The following is a 17,653-nucleotide window of genomic DNA, read 5'->3' on the forward strand; positions in this document are numbered from 1 at the left end:
CGATCGAAGTGAGCAACGAGGTCAATGTGGGCGGTACGATCGAACTGAATATTACAGGTCATGTTCCTGCGAATGCTACGGGTACGGTTAAGAACGGTATCGAAGTAGATGACGATGAAGACGAGACACCACCGATCCCGGTAGACAATAAGTCGAACTTAAGTATTACGAAAGTAGCGGATCAAGCGCGTGTAACAGCGGGTGCGACTACAACATTTACGGTAACAATCACCAATAATGGACCTTCGGATATTGCAAGTGGAAAAGTGATCAACTTGAGTGAAATACCAAGTGAAGGTCTTGCGATCACTGGATATGAAGTGACATCCGGAAACGGAGCGGCTGTAGGAACCGGCAATACGGCAACAGTTACGACGAATGCTAACATTGCAGTGGGCGGAACGATTATAGTAAAAGTTGCAGCTGCTGTAGCGACGGATGCGCCAGCAACAATTAGCAATGCGATCAAAGTATGGGGGCCAGATAAGCCAACAACAGAAGATCCGGATGACGAGGACGAAACTCCTGAGATTCCAGTAGATCGCGAATCTGTATTGAGCATTACGAAAGTAGCAGATGAAGCCGTTGTGAAAGCAGGAGAAAGTACAACATTTACGGTGACGATCACTAATAACGGTCCTTCGGATATTGCAAATGGAAAAGTAATCAACTTAGGTGAAATACCAAGCGCTGGACTTACAATCACTAATTATGAAGTGACTTCAGGAAATGCGGAAGCAGATGGAACGGGGAATACAGCTACTGTGACTACAAGCACCGCAGTTGCAGTGGGTGGTACCATTACAATGACAGTGACGGCAGATGTAGATGAGGAAGCACCGGCGACAATCACAAATGGTATTAAAGTTTGGGGGCCAGATAAGCCAACAACAGAGGATCCGGATGATGAGGACGAAACACCCGAAATACCAGTCGAGTTCCCGTTAGTTGAGGCGGTAGATGATTTAGCTGAGGTGAAAGCTGGAGATATGGTTAAAATACCTGTCCTCGCTAATGATATCGTTAACGATGTGAGATGGGATATTGATCCATCTACCGTCGAACTTGTTCAAGGGCCTACTGGTGGGCGAGTAGAAGTGTTGTCATCGGGAGAGGTCGAGTTCTATGCACCTACTGACAATTTAGATCCAGTTACTTTTACGTATCGGGTGCAGGACATTAAGGGTAAATTCAGTAATGATGCTACCGTAACGGTAACCATATTGCCAAATCCATTGGAAATTCCGAACGTGATTACACCGAATGATGATGGGTATAATGATTACTTTGTCATTAACGGGTTAGAAATGTATGATAAGGTTTCATTAAGTATCATCAACCGTTGGGGTAACGAAATTTATTTCAACGAAAATTATGACAATACATGGGGAGGCCTAGGACTGAACGATGGAACATATTATTATGTCCTTAAAACGACGATGGATGGCAAAACTGAGTCGCATAAAGGTTGGGTGTTAATCAAAAGCAAATAATTAGACAATAGATCTTAAACGAATAATCCATGAACAGATTAGCTAAAAAATATATGTTGTTGTTGTCCATCACCCTTTTAGGAATAAAAGGGTATGGACAACAGAACATCCAATTTACCCAGTATATTTTTAATTCGATCAGTGTAAACCCCGCTTATGCTGGTTATAAAGAAGAGTGGTTTGGGCAAATGGGTTTGAGAAGTCAATGGACAGGATGGGATGGTGCTCCCCAGACCGGAACCATTTCGATTGATGGGGTATTGGATCCTTACGAGAGAAGACATGGTGTAGGTCTTCAGGTCTCAGCTGATAAGTTGGGAGCACAAGCCGCCACAAGTATTTATGCAAACTATGCGCTACGCTTGCAATTGGATAGGGCAGATGAGCATCGTTTAAGCTTGGGTATTGCAGGAGGCGTGACACAGTACAGTCTTGATGGTGCAAAATTGGTGACTATTGACGACGATGATCCCATTCTACCTACTGGCAAGATTGGAACCTGGCGTCCGGATATTCGTTTAGGTGCTTACTACAGCAATCCGCGTTGGTATGCAGGAGTATCTGTGCAGGATCTGTTTGCTGGAAGTGAAAGTGGAGAAGATTATCAGTTTAATCAAAATTCATTAGAGAGTTTATACCGCAACATTCACGGCTATTTTATCGCCGGAGCACTGTTTGAATTAGAAAGGGGTTTATTGCTTCGTCCCAGCATACTGATAAAAGATGACTTTAAGGGACCGACCTCACTAGATTTCAATGCGATGTTTATTTTTAATGACAAGTTTTGGATCGGTGCAGGATACCGTACTCGTTCGAGAATATTTAATAGGGATTATACCGATTATTCTGCGAATAAATTGAGCTCTTTGAATTCGGTGAGTGGAATTGCTCAGTTCTATGTTTCCCCAAAATTTCGTATTGGCTACTCTTATGATCATATGTTGAATCGCTTGAGTGGTTTGCAGAACGGTACACATGAGGTAACATTAGGAGTCACATTCGGTCGCGTAGGTAGACAGGTATTAAGTCCAAGATATTTTTAATCCGTTTTCAGACCAGCTATGTTCATCGCGGGGTGAATATTTGATATGAACATTTAGAATAAATTTTTAAGTATGAAACAATCAAGAATGCATAAGATAACTGTAGGTCTGCTTGCTTTGGGTTTCTGGACAGGCATTAGTCAATTCGGATATGCACAAGAGCAACCTAGTCGTCAGCAAAGAGCCGCGCAACTCTATGAGAACATGGAATATGCAAATGCAGCTAAAGCCTATGAGTTAGTTGTTAATAAGGATAATCCAGATGTCGAACAAATGGAGCGTCTCGCTTCATCTTACCTATACATTAACCAATATGCATTGGCCGAAAATTGGTATGCTCGTATAGTGGAACATGAAAAAGCAAGTGAGCAATCTTTTTGGGATTATGCCGAGGTTTTGCAGTTGCAGGGAAAATACAGCGAAGCAAAAATAGCCTATGCAAATTATCAGAAGAAATATGGCGATAAAGCGGAAATATCACGTGCCATTATAGGTACAGACTCTGCCTTATTTTGGATGGAAAATCCTTCCAAACATGTTATAATGAACGAGCAGGACATCAACACATCGCTATCAGAATTTGGCTTGATACCCACTAGCGGTGGTGTATTATATGCTGCGGAACCAAATAGTTTGCTGGCTGAAAAGAGTGGTATGACAGGGCAGCCTTATCTTAAAATATACTCGGCTACCCGGAATGACGATGGATCATTAAGCTATCCTAATGTGATGCCAGATTCATTTAATGAGTCACCATTTCACTTAGGACCCATTGTCACGGATGCAAAAGAAGAGGTATTATATGTAACGCGTACCTATCCAGGTAAGCAGGTCGAAAAATATCGTGCAAATGGACAGAAATGGAGGAAACAGAACCTTGAATTAAAAATATATAGAAAGCAAGAAAATAATTGGGTAGAGGAGGATTTTGCGTATAATAACGTAAAAGAATATTCTGTAGGACATGCGGCATTGAGTACGGATGAAAATACACTTTATTTTTCATCAGATATGCCAGGAGGAAATGGCGGTGTAGATATCTGGTTCTGTAGTAAGCAGGCCGACGGTAGTTGGGGAGCACCAGTGAATGCTGGGAGTAGTATCAATACAGATGGAGATGAGGTATTCCCTTCGGTGTTTGATAATCTATTGTATTTTTCCAGCACTGGTCATGTAGGTATGGGGGGCTTAGATATTTTTCAAGCAAGAGGACAAAGAGGTAATTTCGAAAAACCTAAAAATTTAGGTTATCCTGTAAACTCTCCATCGGATGATTTTTCCTTTGTAGTTGTAGGGGATAATTTGGACGAAAATTTTGGATACCTTTCGTCGAATCGCCAGGGCGGTATTGGAGCGGATGATATTTATTCTTTTCGGTACGAAAAGCCGAAAATTACGGTTACTCTGGAAGGTATGACACGGGATAAAAAGACTGGAGAATCGTTATCTTTTACTACTGTCAGTTTATCAGATGAAACCGGCAAGCTTGTGTCAACAAGTAGCAGCGATGATAAGGGGGCGTTTAGTTTTGATATTGATAGGAATACAGCATATTTGGTTTTGGCGGATAAAGCGGGGTATATGGCAGATAGCGTTTCTGTACCGGGAGTAATACCACAACAAGATACTACGATACATGTGGTGTTGAATTTGCAACCTGTTAATAAAGTAGGTGAAAAATTCGTGCTTGAAAATATCTACTATGATTTCGATAAGCATAATATCCGTCCGGATGCTGCAATAATCTTGGATAAATTGGTTACTACTCTTCGTAATAATCCTACGCTTAGAATTGAACTTTCAAGTCATACCGATAGCCGCGGGAGTGATTCTTATAATAAGAAGCTTTCTGACAGAAGAGCAAAATCTGCGGTGGACTATATCGTAAGCAAAGGAATTGGCGCCGACCGATTGGTAGCGAAAGGATACGGTGAAACCCGCTTAGTTAACAAATGTTCTAACGGAGTAAAATGCAAGGAAGCAGAACATCAACAAAATAGGAGAACCGAGGTAGAGGTACTAGCCTTTTAATAGAATACATGTTTCTACAAAATGAGCCCGGATGATTTATCCGGGCTCATTTTTTTTTAAAAAAGTTGAGAAAATAAATCCATTCGCTTCATCTTCTCGTATATGGTATTAAATAGGTAATCGAACGATAACTAAAAACAAATTATACCATGAAAAGACAAGAAACTAAAAACCCATCTATCGCTACACAGGAAGAAGTAGCACATGATGGTCGATTGAGAAGACGTGACTTCTTACGATTTGCCGGCGCAAGTGCAGCAGGAATTGCTGTTCTTGGAGTAAGTAGCTGTAAGAAGGATAATGACCCGATCGATATGGGTGGTAAAGGTTATTATTTTGGCAGTGGAGATATCGCTATTCTCAATTATGCCTATGCGTTGGAGCAATTAGAGGCGGCATTTTATATTCAAGTTGCGAATTCTTTCTATACCGGAATCACGGATTGGGAACGCATGCTTTTTACTGATCTTCGCGACCATGAAGTGGCTCATCGTGAATTTTTCAAGACTGCTCTAGGAAATAGCGCGATCAAAAATTTAGAATTTAATTTTTCTGCGGTGAACTTCTCTAGCAGAAACAGTGTTTTGGCAACAGCTAAAGCTTTTGAAGATCTTGGGGTGTCGGCCTACAATGGCGCCGGTTGGTTGATTAAAGATGAAAATTACCTTTTACTGGCAGGTAAGATCGTATCCGTTGAAGCAAGGCATGCTGCTTTGGTACGTGATCTGATCGACAATGGAACATTTGCTAACGACGAAGTAATCGATAGTAACGGACTGGATGTCTCTAAAAGTCCTAGCCAGGTGTTGCAGATCGCTGCTCCATTTATCAAAACACAAATTGATGTAAAAGATTTACCCACCTATTAATCCCTCATAAGATGAATTTATTTAATATTTTCGAAACGATAACGCAAGTTGATCCTGAATTCAACGAACGCGTAAGCCCTCGTCGTGAAGCAATTCGCAATATGGCTTCCTTTGGTAAAAAAGTGACATTGGCGGCGATGCCGTTTATGATAAGCGACTTATTCAAAAAAGCGTATGGGCAGACACCAACCGATGTGAATGGTGTGCTAAATTACGCACTTACGTTGGAATACCTGGAAGCAGAGTATTATACGTTAGGTGCTGCGGCTTCTAATCTTGTACCCTCGGGTAAACCTATGGGTGCCATTACAACGATCAGGGATCATGAGGTAGCACATGTTAATTTCTTGAAACAGGTTTTGGGAAATAATGCGGTCTCTAAACCTACATTCGATTTTACCGCTGGGGGTACATTTGCAAATGTATTCAGCGACTACGATACGTTTTTAGCGTTGGCGCAGGCCTTTGAAGATACTGGAGTACGTGCCTATAAAGGACAGGCAGCTATCCTTAAGGGAAATAAAGTTGTATTGACGGCTGCATTACAGATCCATTCGGTAGAAGCGAGACATGCTTCGCATATACGGCAGATGCGGAGAGCTCGAGGTGGTGCCGCAGCAAATCAAAAGCCATGGATTACGGGAGCCAATGATAGTGGAATTGGAGCTGTTGTGGATCCGATCTATGCAGGGGAAGATAACAAGGTGCAAGCTGGTGTAGATATTACTACGCTAAACGGTACAGGTGGAAAAGTCTCTATGGATGCGGCAACCCAATCATTTGATGAACCATTAACTGCAACGGCAGTGCTGAATATTGCTCAACTGTTTATAAAATAAGTTAGTCTAGGTAGTGGTACCGGAGGGTTTGTCTAAATTGGCAAACCCTCTTTTTTATTTAGATATTGCCCATCACATAAAGTTGCGATAATGTAGGTGTAGGATTTCCACCTTCTTTTTCTAGGGTGATGGCAAACGCCTGTGCCGTAGCAATTCGATGCATCGTCTTTATTTCATCGAGCTTATCCAATGGAAATACACCCGCATCCACTGGTGTGCCATCTACAATGGCCCACAATTGATATTGCATACCTTCAGGGGCAACGGGTAGATTTTCCATACTTAAATAGACATCTGTCGTATTTATATTCCAGAATACATGCGCTTTAAGGTTTGGATGTTGTTCTACTCCCGTGAGGGTTATGGTTTTGATAGCTGGATCTTGAAGCAACTTCCATTTGTTTTGAAGTGATTGAAGCACTAACAGATTCGTTTCATTTGTTGCAGCTAATTCACTAATCAGCGTATCGCGACGTTTATTCTCTTGGTGAAGATAAATAGCAGTACCTACACTTAATGCACATAATAGGGAAGCGGCGACAGTTAGGTTTCGGAACGTAACCAAACGTTTCGAAAAGGATGTATCTTCGATAGTTGGTCTATTATCCGCAAGAATGGAAGGAGTCGCTTCTGAAATATCTGTAACGGGCTCCTGCGCGATTTTGCTCCAGATCAAATCTTTAATTTCTGTTGGAGGTGGTATAGCATGAACACTAGCAAAGTCTTCAAGCGTTTTTTGCGCTTCAAGGATGGCTTGCTCGACTTCAAGATTATTTTTGCGTACGCATTCTAAGATACTCACCTCTTCTTCAGTGGCGAGTCCCATGACATAAGCTTCAATAATGCCTGACGATATGTATTCTTTTATGTCCACTATTATTGGTATTCTTTTAATATTCTTTTTAATTCTAAGAGCGCTCCTCGGGTACGTGTCTTGACTGTACCTATAGGTATATCAAGTTTAACCGCAATTTCCTGCTGCGTATATCCTTCAAAATATGCCATCTCAATTAGTAGCTTCCAATCTGTTTTTAACTCGTTGAGTACATTTTTAAAACCGATAAAATCTACATCCTCTGCAATAGTAAAGTTATGTTTTTCCTTATCATCTACGATATTTGGAAGAGATTGGTTTTTTTGCTCGTTCTGAACACCCTTTGATTTGATACAATCTATTGCTACATTACGAGCAATATTAATCATCCAGGTATAAAGCCTTCCCTTTGTTGCATCAAAAGTATCTACATGATTCCATATTTTGACAAATACATCCTGAATTACTTCATCTGCATAGGTTTTGCTGCGTACTATTCGTATGATGACGCCATAGAGCGCGCCTGCATAGTTGTCGTAAAGATAATTAAATGCCCGTTGATCCTTATTCTGCAATAAAGAGATTAGTGTTTTTTCCTCAAGATAATGTATTGGGCTCAAGCAATTCGTCTTAGATACCAAACTTAAATAAATTTCTTTTTATCTGCAAGTCTAATTGTATATAAATCAGTTGTCTACTTTCAACTAAAAAACGTAGTTTTGCAATTGAAGCAAACTGGTTCTATCGCTGTTTCGTCTTAGACGAGAAAGAGGAAAGTCCGGGCAACATAGGGCGACACGCTTCCTAACGGGAAGGATTCTACTACGGTGGAATACAGAAAGTGCCACAGAAAATATACCGTCTACCAGCATGGTGGATAAGGGTGAAAACGTGAGGTAAGAGCTCACGGTCTTGTATGGCGACATGCATTACGGTAAACCTCGTGTGTTGAAAGACCAAATAGGTTGCGAAATTCGAAGGCTGCTCGTCTTCTACCGGTTTACCGGTATTCGCAATGGGTAGGTTGATGGAGCTTGCGCGTGAGTGCAAACCTAGATAAATGATAGAGAACTGATTTATTTCAGTTACAGAACCCGGCTTACAAGGTTTGCTTCTTTTTTTTATTTTTACACCTAATACGTGTTTTAAGCTTAATTCTTTATATAAATTTTATATGACTACCGTATTAATTATTGATGACGAAAGACCTATTAGAAGCTCACTACGAGATATTCTTGAGTATGAAGAATATAAAGTATTGGATGTGGATAATGGCGTAGAAGGATTAGAGATACTAAAGAAAGAGAAAATAGATCTAGTGCTATGTGATATCAAGATGAATAAAATGGATGGTATGGAAGTGCTTGTCGCAGCGAATACTATTACTGACGTACCATTCATCATGATATCAGGTCATGGAACAATCGAAACCGCCGTAGAAGCGGCTCGAAAAGGGGCCTATGATTTCTTAGAAAAACCTCTTGATTTAAATAGGTTACTAATTACAGTACGTAACGCACTTGAGCGTGGAAATTTAGTCAAAGAAACGAAAGTCCTCAAACGTAAAGTTTCAAAAACAAAGGAGATACTTGGAAGCTCGGACGGCATATCTCTGATAAAAGATACGATTGATAAAGTGGCTCCCACAGAGGCGCGTGTATTGATCACAGGAGAAAACGGTTCGGGGAAAGAATTGGTAGCACGTTGGCTGCACGAAAAGTCCAATCGTGTCTCTTCACCATTAGTTGAAGTAAACTGTGCAGCTATTCCTTCAGAATTGATTGAGTCAGAATTGTTTGGTCATGAAAAGGGATCTTTTACTTCGGCAGTAAAACAGCGTATAGGAAAATTTGAACAGGCAAATGGCGGAACTCTTTTTCTAGATGAGATAGGTGATATGAGCTTGTCTGCTCAGGCAAAGGTATTGCGCGCATTGCAGGAAAATAAGATTACACGAGTAGGAGGTGAAAAGGAAATTGAGGTGAATGTACGTGTAATAGCGGCAACGAATAAAGATTTATTAAAAGAAATCGACAGTGGTAATTTCCGAATGGACTTGTATCACCGTCTGAGTGTGATACTCATACACGTGCCTTCTTTAACTGAGCGTATGGATGATATTCCACTGATTGCATCGTCATTCTGTGAGGAGATATGTAATGATTATAACATCCCCACAAAGGAAATCACGACAGATGCGATGAAAAGTTTACAAGCATTGCCTTGGACAGGTAATATTCGTGAGCTTCGTAATATGGTGGAACGTTTGATTATTTTGAGTGATAAAAAAATTACAGAAAAAGAGGTTAATACATTTGCGAACCCTTCTGCACCTAGACAGGTGACACATGGAGATGTGACAAATGTACGTACGGGGTGGGATTTTGATAGTTTTCAATCCTTTCAGGAATTCAAAGACTATGCAGAACAACAGTACATTACGCATAAGCTCGATAAAAATGCTTGGAATGTCTCTAAGACAGCGGATGAAATAGGTATCCAACGATCACATTTGTACAGTAAAATGGAAAAATTCGGTTTGAAAAGAGATTAAAATAGAGAGAAGGTCAGTAATTACCGACCTTCTCTTCTAATCATTAAATTTTCTTTTCTGTTTATTATATAGTATAAAAATAATCACTAGCAACAATAATCCTCCAATGATTAGAAATCCTGTAGGAGAATTAGTCTGTTCTACCTCGGTGGACTCTGCCCATGCTGTATTTGCTATAAGCGTAAGGAGTAACACACTTTTCCACTTACTCATAATTTTTCCTTTCTTAATTTGTCAATCCTTAAATATAATAATTATTCATGCAACAAGGATGCCAATCTATACATTTTTTGAATAATGGTTTCCCTTTTAGTCGAGTTCAGGTATTTATGCTACGGGAATTCATACAACTGCTTAAAACATCCGAAAATAATAAAAGCACTAATCTCGAGATTAGTGCTTTTGAGCATTTGTAGGTCGAATTCCTAACTGATTTCTGCGATAAAATAGCCAGACCTATTGATGATGTCACGCTTTTCAATAATTTCTCTGAGATTGATATACCCAATTACATATTTTGCATCTTCGCCATAAAATCTTTCGGAGATGGAATTGAATACAATGTTTTCCAATGTGTCTTCGTCTTCATATCTAAAATATACCTTAAGTTCATAATCTGTAGTGTATTCAATCTGATGGGATTCAATATGTTTTTTGTATTCATACCGGTAATCATATCGCAATGCAGTAATATCTGAAAGCACAGCGGATCCTGTTGGATGACCGCCAGCTCCTTTACCATAGAAAAATTGTTCATCGGCAAAGGCAGCTTTAACCAGTACTCCGTTGTTTTCATTTTCCACATTATATAAAATACTTTCTTTACTTAAGAATTTTGGCAATACATAAAGTACAACCTCTTTCGCATTAATTTCTTTTGCTAAGGGAATTAATTTAATTTTATAATTCTTTTCCCGGGCATACCTGATATCGACATTCTCTAACTTATCTATACCCAGATTAAGAATCGCTGTCGGATTAATATAAATACCATAGGCGTGGGACGCAACAATAGTTAATTTATACTTGGCATCGTAACCCCCCACATCCAATATTGGATCTGTTTCAGCAAAGCCTAATTCCTGTGCCTTTTTAAGGGCATCATCATAGCTTTGGTTTTCATTAAAGATTTTGGATAGAATGTAGTTTGACGACCCATTGAATATGCCGGATACGGAATGTAATAATTCATTATCATAGTATTCTTCTAAATTTCGTATGATTGGAATACTGCCGCAAACTGCACCTTCGTATAAAAGAGAAGTTCCGGTTTCATGTTGTATTTCTGTCAACTCTTGAAGATGCGAAGCGATCATTTTCTTATTTGCGGAAACGACATTTTTCCCCGACCGAAGTGCCTTGACTGTAATTTCAAAAGCGGCATCAGCATCATCAATTAACTCTACTACGGTGTTTATTTCAGGGTCTTCTAAAATAGCGTTAGCATCTGTTGTGAATAATTCTGCGGGAAGAGTGCGTTTTTTTTCCGCGTTTTTTATCACAAATTTTTTAATTTCTAAATTTAAATTTTTGGTTTTGATAATGTCATATAATCCTTGTCCGACTACACCGAACCCAAACATTCCAATAGTTAGCTTTTTACCCATTCTAATTTTATACCGTTTTAATTTATATTCTTCTTGATATTGTTTATACCGAAATATTTCCCAATCACACGTGCGCCCCTTTTTTTAACTTTTTAAGTTTTCTCACTTACAAAATACGTTAATGAGGTGGTTCAACGGGCTATTTTATTTTTTCAAAAGCCTGTTCTAAATCAGCTTTAATATCATCGATGTGTTCGATGCCAACCGACAACCGTAATTGGCCTGGTAATACACCAGCTTTAAGTTGTGCTTCACTTGACAGCTGTTGATGTGTAGTGGCTGCGGGATGAATAATTAAAGATTTTGCATCTCCTACATTCGCTAAATGGCTAATTAATTCCAGTCCATCAATAAAGTCATTCGCTTTTTCCGCGCCTCCTCGTAAGGTAAAGGACAATACCGCACCATAGCCATTTTTTAAATATTTTTGAGCATTTTGATGGTACGGGTGGTGTTTGAGACCAGGGTAGCTTACTTTCTCGACCTGAGAATGGGAGTCGAGCCATTGTGCAATTTCCAATGCGTTGTCCACATGTCTTTGAACGCGAAGTGATAAGGTCTCCAATCCTTGAACCAGTAAGAATGAGTTAAATGGAGATAGAGCTGGTCCAAAATCTCTTAATCCTTCTACACGCGCGCGAATGCCAAACTGAATATTTCCGAAAGGGCCACCCTCGCCAAATACATCCGCAAACACCAAACCGTGGTATCCTTCGGATGGTTCAGAGAATTGGGGATATTTTCCGTTACCCCAGTTATAATTTCCTCCATCAATGATAACTCCTCCAATACTGGTGCCGTGTCCACCAATCCACTTTGTAGCGGATTCTACGACTACATGTGCTCCATGTTCTAATGGTTTGAATAAATATCCCCCTGCTCCGAATGTATTATCGACGATAAAAGGAAGATCATATTTTTTTGCAACAGCTACTATGCGTTCGAAATCTGGGATATTGTAACTCGGGTTACCGATTGTTTCGACGTAAATTGCTTTGGTTTTATCATCTATTAAAGCTTCGATGTTATCTGCATCGCTATCATCGGCAAATCTCGCTTCGATACCTAGTCTTTTAAAGGCAACTTTGAATTGATTGTAAGTGCCTCCGTAAAGGTTGGATCCTGCTACAAAATTTTGACCACTTTCTAGTATATTATTTAATGCTATAAATTGAGCTGCCTGTCCGGAAGCTACAGCCACGGCATATGCTCCGCCTTCTAATGCTGCGATACGTTTTTCGAATACATCTGTTGTGGGGTTCATAATTCGGGTGTAGATATTTCCGAATTGCTTTAGTGCAAAGAGATTTGCTCCATGTTCCGCATTTTCAAATACATATGATGTCGTTTGATAGATGGGTAAGGCTCTAGCGCCTGTCGTAGGGTCAGCTTCTTGTCCTGCATGAATTTGTAAGGTCTCGAATTTTAGGGTTTTGTTATCTGCCATTTTAATGTGGGTTTATTTTTATCTAATGTTGTGGATTTTTATGTGATATGTTGGCCGTCATTCTGACCAGATAATAAACTTCTTGAAAGTATATTAAGCTGATGCGACGACTAGCGTATTCGCATGGAAAATAGGATATAGATAGCGATTAATGAAAGTTGCGGGCCTTTAAGGGGTCTACACGTAACAATGATTATAGAATGATTCTTAAATTTTAATGTCATAGTCTTATTTCATTTATATGCTCCAAAGCAATATTACTTCGGACAGGAATTGGCACCTTTTCAAATCTTTATTTGTAGGTTGCCAGTGGGTCATTGAGCCAGTCTCTCGCCACTTCTTTATAAACCAAGACCTATTCAGGACGTTGATTAGATGTACTACTATCGAAGTACATTGCAAATATATGTGTTGAAATTAAGAGATGCAAGTATTTCGACAGAAGTTTTATTTGGATAGATTGAATGTTGTATTTTAAAATTTCAGGTGTTTTACCGTTAAACCATTGTTAATTAATTGTTTTAATGCATTAATTCCAATAGTTAAATGTGTCTCCACGTACTTCGCTGTAACGGTTACATCACTCTCTACAGTTTTTACACCTTCTGGAATCATGGGCTGATCAGAAACAAGCAGCAATGCACCGGTCGGTATTTTATTGGCAAACCCTACACTAAATATGGTAGCAGTCTCCATATCTACAGCCATAGCACGAATGGATTTTAAGTATTTTTTAAATGTTTTGTCGTGCTCCCAGACACGTCTATTAGTGGTATAAACTGTACCTGTCCAATAATCTCTCGAATGATCGCGTATGGTGGTGGAGATGGCCTTTTGTAAAGCAAATGCCGGAAGAGATGGTACTTCTGCTGGAAAATAATCAGTGGATGTTCCCTCGCCTCGAATTGCCGCAATTGGAAGTATAAGCTCGCCTACGGCTATTTTTTTCTTTAATCCACCTGTTTTACCTAAGAAAAGAACTGCTTTTGGATTAATAGCTGACAGAAGATCCATTACTGTAGCAGCCATCGGACTCCCCATGCCAAAATTGATAATAGTGATGCCTCCAGACGAACAGGACTGCATGGCTTTATCCTCGCCATAAATGGGGGAATCATCGTTCATCGTTGAAAACATTTTTACATACTTCGAAAAATTTGTCAATAATATATAATCTCCAAATTCATCAAGTGGTCTTCCGGTATATCGAGGTAACCAGTTGTCGACAATCTCTTTTTTTGATTTTAATCCTGGGGTAATAGGGGTGTCAACTAGTTTTTTCTTTGCCATACATCTTAAAAATAAAAAGGTTAACTGTAATAACAAAAAAGTCCCTCAAATTGTGAGGGACTTTTTTAAGCGACTAGCAATTTTTTTATGTCTGATTTTGCAAATTTCTGCTTCGCATAATCGAGCGTAATGTGCAGTGTTCTATCCTCATTTTCATCTTTCGAGGTGGGTATTTCAAACATATCATCCAACATGATTGCTTCGCAAATACTCCGAAGACCGCGGGCTCCTAATTTGAATTCCCATGCTTTATCGACAATAAATTCGAACACGTCATTATCAAATTTTAACTCCACATCCTCGTATTCAAATAACTTAATATATTGTTTAATTAACGCATTCTTAGGTTGAGTAAGGATACTTAACATGGTTTCTTTATCCAACGGATTAAGATAGGTAAGTACGGGGAGACGACCAATTAATTCAGGTATTAAACCGAAGCTTTTCAAATCTTGAGGAGTGATGTATTTGTAAAGATTGTTTAAATCTATAATTTCATCTTCTTCTTTCATTTTATACCCAACAGTTTGAGTTCTTAAACGATTAGAAATTTTCTTTTGAATACCATCAAATGCACCGCCACAAATGAACAGGATATTGCTGGTATTGACAGAAATCATTTTCTGGTCGGGATGCTTACGACCGCCTTGGGGAGGTACATTAACATTTGTTCCTTCCAGTATCTTTAGCAACGCCTGTTGTACACCTTCACCTGAAACATCTCGGGTAATAGAAGGATTATCACTTTTGCGGGCGATCTTGTCGATCTCATCGATGTAGATAATACCTCGTTCTGCAGCCGTTACATCATAGTCTGCAGATTGAAGGAGGCGAGTCAAAATACTCTCTACATCTTCCCCTACATATCCAGCTTCTGTTAGTACTGTGGCATCTACAATAGAGAAAGGTACGTTTAATATCTTTGCTACTGTTTTTGCTAATAATGTTTTACCGGTTCCTGTTTCACCAACAACAATTAAATTTGATTTTTCGATTTCAATCTCGTCGGAAGTTACTTTTTGATTTAGCCGTTTATAGTGATTGTATACAGCTACTGAAATAACTTTCTTTGCGTCATCTTGACCGATCACGTATTGGTCTAAATGTTGTTTGATTTCTAGAGGGCGTATGAGTTTCAGCGTAGACTGTAAAGATTTGTTTTTGCGCTGATTTAGCTCCTCAGCCAAAATTTCATTCGCTTGTGTCACACATCGATCACAGATATGTGCTCCATCCCCAGCAATGAGCATTTGCGCTTCATTCTTGTTAATACCACAAAAGGAGCATTGTATATCTCTGTTATTTTTACTCATTTTAATTTACTTACTTTCTTTTTTATGGGACAATACTTCATCGATCATGCCAAATTCTTTTGCTTCATTAGCTTTCATCCAATAATCACGATCTGACGATTTTTCTACCCACTCATAGGATTGACCAGAGTGCTCCGCAATAATGGTATATAGTTCTTCCTTCAATTTCAACATCTCGCGTAGGTTAATCTCCATATCTGAAGCTACTCCTTGGGCGCCGCCTGAGGGTTGGTGGATCATCACACGCGAATGTTTTAATGCGGCGCGTTTTCCTTTTGCCCCCGCAACCAATAACACAGCTCCCATAGATGCGGCCATCCCTGTACAGATCGTTGCTACATCCGGAGAAATATATTGCATCGTATCATATATACCCAATCCTGCGTATACACTTCCTCCCGGAGAATTTATGTAGATTTGAATATCACGTTGTGCATCGGTGGATTGTAAGAATAACAATTGCGCTTGAATAATATTAGCGACCTGATCGTTTACGCCATCTCCTAAAAATATAATCCTGTCCATCATTAAACGTGAAAATACGTCCATTTGTGCTACGTTTAGCTGTCTTTCTTCGACAATGTAAGGAGTCAAATTAGAAGGCATATTTGTCTCTAAACGAGAAATGAAACCATCAACATGCTGACTTCCTATTCTATGATGCTTAATTGCATATTTCCTAAATTCATTTTTATCTATACTCATTTTACTATTTTTTTCTTTTTATCAATTTAATGACTAATATAAATGTTATTTTGTGAATAACTCAACTATAATTGTCTATTCAATGTAATTTGGCAATTCCTCTATGAATTCAAAAGTTTCCTTTTCAAAATCTATTTTGCAATAATAGTGTTCTAATCCATTGCTTACTAGTAATAACGGAATTTTGTGAATACTGTTGTAGTTTGCAATTTGGTGAAATGTATTTTGCGTAATTTTAACATGGGGCGCTTTAAATTCTGCTAAGAGAACCATATTACCTTTTCTGTTATATATTAATAAATCACTTCTTTTTTGCAAACTGTTTAGCTGAAGCCCGCCTTCTATTTTCATCAATGCCTTAGGATACTTTTTATGCTGATGCAAATAATGAATCCAATGCTGTCTTACCCATTCCTCTGGTGTTAAAATAAGATTTTTCTTTCTGAGTACATCAAAAACTAAAACCTTCTCTTGATTTCGAGTTAACTTAAGGGGATAAGCGGGCAGATTTAATGGGATCGGCTTAAACATTTTACAAAGTTACTAAATTTAAGCAAAGTATAAATCATTTGGGATTCAAAAAGAAATGTGCGATAATTGCACATAAATCAGTAATTTCGCCTTTCCATGAGTATCAATACTACGCTAAACGATATTAAGAATAGGAAATATAAACCGGTGTACTTGCTGCATGGTGAGGAATCCTATTACATCGATTTGATTAGCGATATATTAGAAAAATCGGTATTGAATGATGCTCAAAAGGGATTTGATCAAACTATATTGTATGGCAAAGATACTGATCTCTCGACGATCGTAAATGCTTCAAGGCGCTATCCGATGATGAGCGAATATCAATTGATTATCATTAAGGAAGCACAGTCCCTTAAGTGGAAGTCTGATGATGAGCTGTTTATGAAATACGTTGAAAACCCCACACCATCTACGATATTGGTCATCGCTTATAAATATGGTAAGTTTGACAAACGTACTAAACTTTATAAGGCTATTGATAAAAATGGGACCGTACTGGAATCGAATAAGCTATATGATGATAAAGTTGCTCCTTGGATTGTTGATCAATTGCAGACGGAGGGATGGAGAATCCATCCGCAAGCTGCAGCTTTGATGGCCGAATATCTCGGTACCGATTTGTCTAAAATAGGGAATGAGTTGGAGAAACTTATGCTCAATGTGCCCAAAGATATCGAGATTTCGTCTGCTGATATTGAAAGGAATATTGGCATCAGTAAAGATTTTAATGTTTTTGAACTCAATGCAGCATTGGGTAAACGGGATGTCTTAAAAGCTATTCAAATTGTTGATTATTTCGCGGCAAATCCGAAATCTAATCCATTTGTAGTAGTGATGGGTTCGCTAACAGGGTATTTTACCAAAATTTTAAAATATCATTACTTACAAGACAAGTCGTCACAGACGGTTGCAAAAGCTTTGGGGGTTCATCCATTTTTCACCAAAGAGTACGATTTGGCAGCACGTAATTTTAGTAAGCGAAAAACCTTTGATGTAATAAGTACCCTTCGGGAATATGATCTTAAATCAAAGGGATTGCAAATAGGACCAAATACGACAACCGGTGATTTAATGCGGGAAATGGTGTTTAAAATTCTAAATTAATTTATATTGC

Annotated in this window: 16 protein-coding genes, 1 other RNA gene and 1 riboswitch; of the genes, 8 read left to right on the forward strand and 9 right to left on the reverse strand. The window is 38.9% G+C overall.

What is annotated here, in order from left to right; all coding sequences use genetic code 11:
* The 5 genes from FAZ19_RS24095 to FAZ19_RS08805 form a co-directional block, all read left to right on the forward strand.
* Positions 1-1,493 (forward strand): T9SS type B sorting domain-containing protein (locus tag FAZ19_RS24095; RefSeq protein ID WP_211245464.1); only part of this gene is annotated, 1,493 nt, incomplete at its 5' end.
* Between the two features lie 29 nt (positions 1,494-1,522).
* Positions 1,523-2,536 (forward strand): PorP/SprF family type IX secretion system membrane protein, encoded by a 1,014-nt coding sequence (locus tag FAZ19_RS08790; protein ID WP_136820330.1) that lies wholly within the window; start codon positions 1,523-1,525, stop codon positions 2,534-2,536.
* A 72-nt stretch (positions 2,537-2,608) separates the two neighbouring features.
* A complete protein-coding gene (locus FAZ19_RS08795; RefSeq protein WP_136820331.1) occupies positions 2,609-4,567 on the forward strand; it encodes an OmpA family protein in 1,959 nt (652 codons plus the stop codon).
* A 149-nt stretch (positions 4,568-4,716) separates the two neighbouring features.
* A complete protein-coding gene (locus tag FAZ19_RS08800; protein WP_136820332.1) occupies positions 4,717-5,436 on the forward strand; it encodes a ferritin-like domain-containing protein in 720 nt (239 codons plus the stop codon).
* Between the two features lie 11 nt (positions 5,437-5,447).
* The gene (locus tag FAZ19_RS08805) at positions 5,448-6,275 is read left to right on the forward strand and encodes a ferritin-like domain-containing protein (RefSeq protein ID WP_136820333.1); all 828 of its coding nucleotides are present in this window, start codon (positions 5,448-5,450) and stop codon (positions 6,273-6,275) included.
* A gap of 58 nt (positions 6,276-6,333) precedes the next feature.
* Here FAZ19_RS08805 and FAZ19_RS08810 read toward each other — a convergent pair whose 3' ends face one another.
* Positions 6,334-7,149 carry an anti-sigma factor gene (locus FAZ19_RS08810; RefSeq protein ID WP_229707374.1) on the reverse strand — a complete coding sequence of 272 codons (816 nt, stop codon included), beginning with the start codon at positions 7,147-7,149 and terminating at the stop codon, positions 6,334-6,336.
* A gap of 2 nt (positions 7,150-7,151) precedes the next feature.
* On the reverse strand, positions 7,152-7,709 hold the full coding sequence (locus tag FAZ19_RS08815) for an RNA polymerase sigma factor (protein ID WP_136820334.1): 558 nt from the start codon (positions 7,707-7,709) through the stop codon (positions 7,152-7,154).
* Positions 7,710-7,817: 108 nt separating this feature from the next.
* Here FAZ19_RS08815 and rnpB point away from each other — a divergent pair.
* Together rnpB and FAZ19_RS08825 are read left to right on the forward strand one after the other, a co-directional pair.
* Positions 7,818-8,207: RNase P RNA component class A (gene rnpB / locus FAZ19_RS08820), an RNA gene on the forward strand.
* A gap of 56 nt (positions 8,208-8,263) precedes the next feature.
* A complete protein-coding gene (locus tag FAZ19_RS08825) occupies positions 8,264-9,643 on the forward strand; it encodes a sigma-54-dependent transcriptional regulator (protein ID WP_136820335.1) in 1,380 nt (459 codons plus the stop codon).
* Positions 9,644-9,679: 36 nt separating this feature from the next.
* On the opposite strand, the gene FAZ19_RS08830 is transcribed toward FAZ19_RS08825, so the two are convergent.
* The 7 genes from FAZ19_RS08830 to FAZ19_RS08860 form a co-directional block, all read right to left on the reverse strand.
* Positions 9,680-9,856 carry an LPXTG cell wall anchor domain-containing protein gene (locus tag FAZ19_RS08830; RefSeq protein WP_136820336.1) on the reverse strand — a complete coding sequence of 59 codons (177 nt, stop codon included), beginning with the start codon at positions 9,854-9,856 and terminating at the stop codon, positions 9,680-9,682.
* Between the two features lie 212 nt (positions 9,857-10,068).
* Positions 10,069-11,250 (reverse strand): homoserine dehydrogenase, encoded by a 1,182-nt coding sequence (locus tag FAZ19_RS08835; RefSeq protein ID WP_136820337.1) that lies wholly within the window; start codon positions 11,248-11,250, stop codon positions 10,069-10,071.
* A gap of 139 nt (positions 11,251-11,389) precedes the next feature.
* The gene (locus FAZ19_RS08840) at positions 11,390-12,697 is read right to left on the reverse strand and encodes an O-acetylhomoserine aminocarboxypropyltransferase/cysteine synthase family protein (RefSeq protein WP_136820338.1); all 1,308 of its coding nucleotides are present in this window, start codon (positions 12,695-12,697) and stop codon (positions 11,390-11,392) included.
* A 234-nt stretch (positions 12,698-12,931) separates the two neighbouring features.
* A riboswitch (SAM riboswitch) is annotated at positions 12,932-13,047 on the reverse strand.
* Between the two features lie 124 nt (positions 13,048-13,171).
* Positions 13,172-13,987 carry an AMP nucleosidase gene (locus FAZ19_RS08845; RefSeq protein WP_136820339.1) on the reverse strand — a complete coding sequence of 272 codons (816 nt, stop codon included), beginning with the start codon at positions 13,985-13,987 and terminating at the stop codon, positions 13,172-13,174.
* 65 nt (positions 13,988-14,052) lie between these two features.
* Positions 14,053-15,300 (reverse strand): ATP-dependent Clp protease ATP-binding subunit ClpX, encoded by a 1,248-nt coding sequence (clpX, locus tag FAZ19_RS08850; protein WP_136820340.1) that lies wholly within the window; start codon positions 15,298-15,300, stop codon positions 14,053-14,055.
* Positions 15,301-15,306: 6 nt separating this feature from the next.
* Positions 15,307-16,005 (reverse strand): ATP-dependent Clp endopeptidase proteolytic subunit ClpP, encoded by a 699-nt coding sequence (gene clpP, locus FAZ19_RS08855; protein ID WP_136820341.1) that lies wholly within the window; start codon positions 16,003-16,005, stop codon positions 15,307-15,309.
* Positions 16,006-16,080: 75 nt separating this feature from the next.
* Positions 16,081-16,536 (reverse strand): type I restriction enzyme HsdR N-terminal domain-containing protein, encoded by a 456-nt coding sequence (locus FAZ19_RS08860; RefSeq protein WP_136820342.1) that lies wholly within the window; start codon positions 16,534-16,536, stop codon positions 16,081-16,083.
* 96 nt (positions 16,537-16,632) lie between these two features.
* On the opposite strand from FAZ19_RS08860, the gene holA reads away from it, so the two are divergent.
* A complete protein-coding gene (gene holA / locus FAZ19_RS08865; RefSeq protein ID WP_136820343.1) occupies positions 16,633-17,643 on the forward strand; it encodes a DNA polymerase III subunit delta in 1,011 nt (336 codons plus the stop codon).
* The last annotated feature ends 10 nt before the right edge of the window (positions 17,644-17,653 follow it).

The organism is Sphingobacterium alkalisoli, from assembly GCF_005049105.1.
GTDB classification, from domain to species: Bacteria; Bacteroidota; Bacteroidia; order Sphingobacteriales; family Sphingobacteriaceae; genus Sphingobacterium; species Sphingobacterium alkalisoli.

Excerpts from the sequence above, each read along its gene's own strand:
- FAZ19_RS08790 (WP_136820330.1), top strand. The coding sequence starts at position 1,523 with ATGAACAGATTAGCTAAAAAATATATGTTGTTGTTGTCCATCACCCTT.
- FAZ19_RS08795 (WP_136820331.1), top strand. The coding sequence starts at position 2,609 with ATGAAACAATCAAGAATGCATAAGATAACTGTAGGTCTGCTTGCTTTG.
- FAZ19_RS08800 (WP_136820332.1), top strand. The coding sequence starts at position 4,717 with ATGAAAAGACAAGAAACTAAAAACCCATCTATCGCTACACAGGAAGAA.
- FAZ19_RS08805 (WP_136820333.1), top strand. The coding sequence starts at position 5,448 with ATGAATTTATTTAATATTTTCGAAACGATAACGCAAGTTGATCCTGAA.
- FAZ19_RS08825 (WP_136820335.1), top strand. The coding sequence starts at position 8,264 with ATGACTACCGTATTAATTATTGATGACGAAAGACCTATTAGAAGCTCA.
- FAZ19_RS08830 (WP_136820336.1), bottom strand. The coding sequence starts at position 9,856 with ATGAGTAAGTGGAAAAGTGTGTTACTCCTTACGCTTATAGCAAATACA.
- FAZ19_RS08835 (WP_136820337.1), bottom strand. The coding sequence starts at position 11,250 with ATGGGTAAAAAGCTAACTATTGGAATGTTTGGGTTCGGTGTAGTCGGA.
- FAZ19_RS08840 (WP_136820338.1), bottom strand. The coding sequence starts at position 12,697 with ATGGCAGATAACAAAACCCTAAAATTCGAGACCTTACAAATTCATGCA.
- FAZ19_RS08845 (WP_136820339.1), bottom strand. The coding sequence starts at position 13,987 with ATGGCAAAGAAAAAACTAGTTGACACCCCTATTACCCCAGGATTAAAA.
- clpX (WP_136820340.1), bottom strand. The coding sequence starts at position 15,300 with ATGAGTAAAAATAACAGAGATATACAATGCTCCTTTTGTGGTATTAAC.
- clpP (WP_136820341.1), bottom strand. The coding sequence starts at position 16,005 with ATGAGTATAGATAAAAATGAATTTAGGAAATATGCAATTAAGCATCAT.
- FAZ19_RS08860 (WP_136820342.1), bottom strand. The coding sequence starts at position 16,536 with ATGTTTAAGCCGATCCCATTAAATCTGCCCGCTTATCCCCTTAAGTTA.
- holA (WP_136820343.1), top strand. The coding sequence starts at position 16,633 with ATGAGTATCAATACTACGCTAAACGATATTAAGAATAGGAAATATAAA.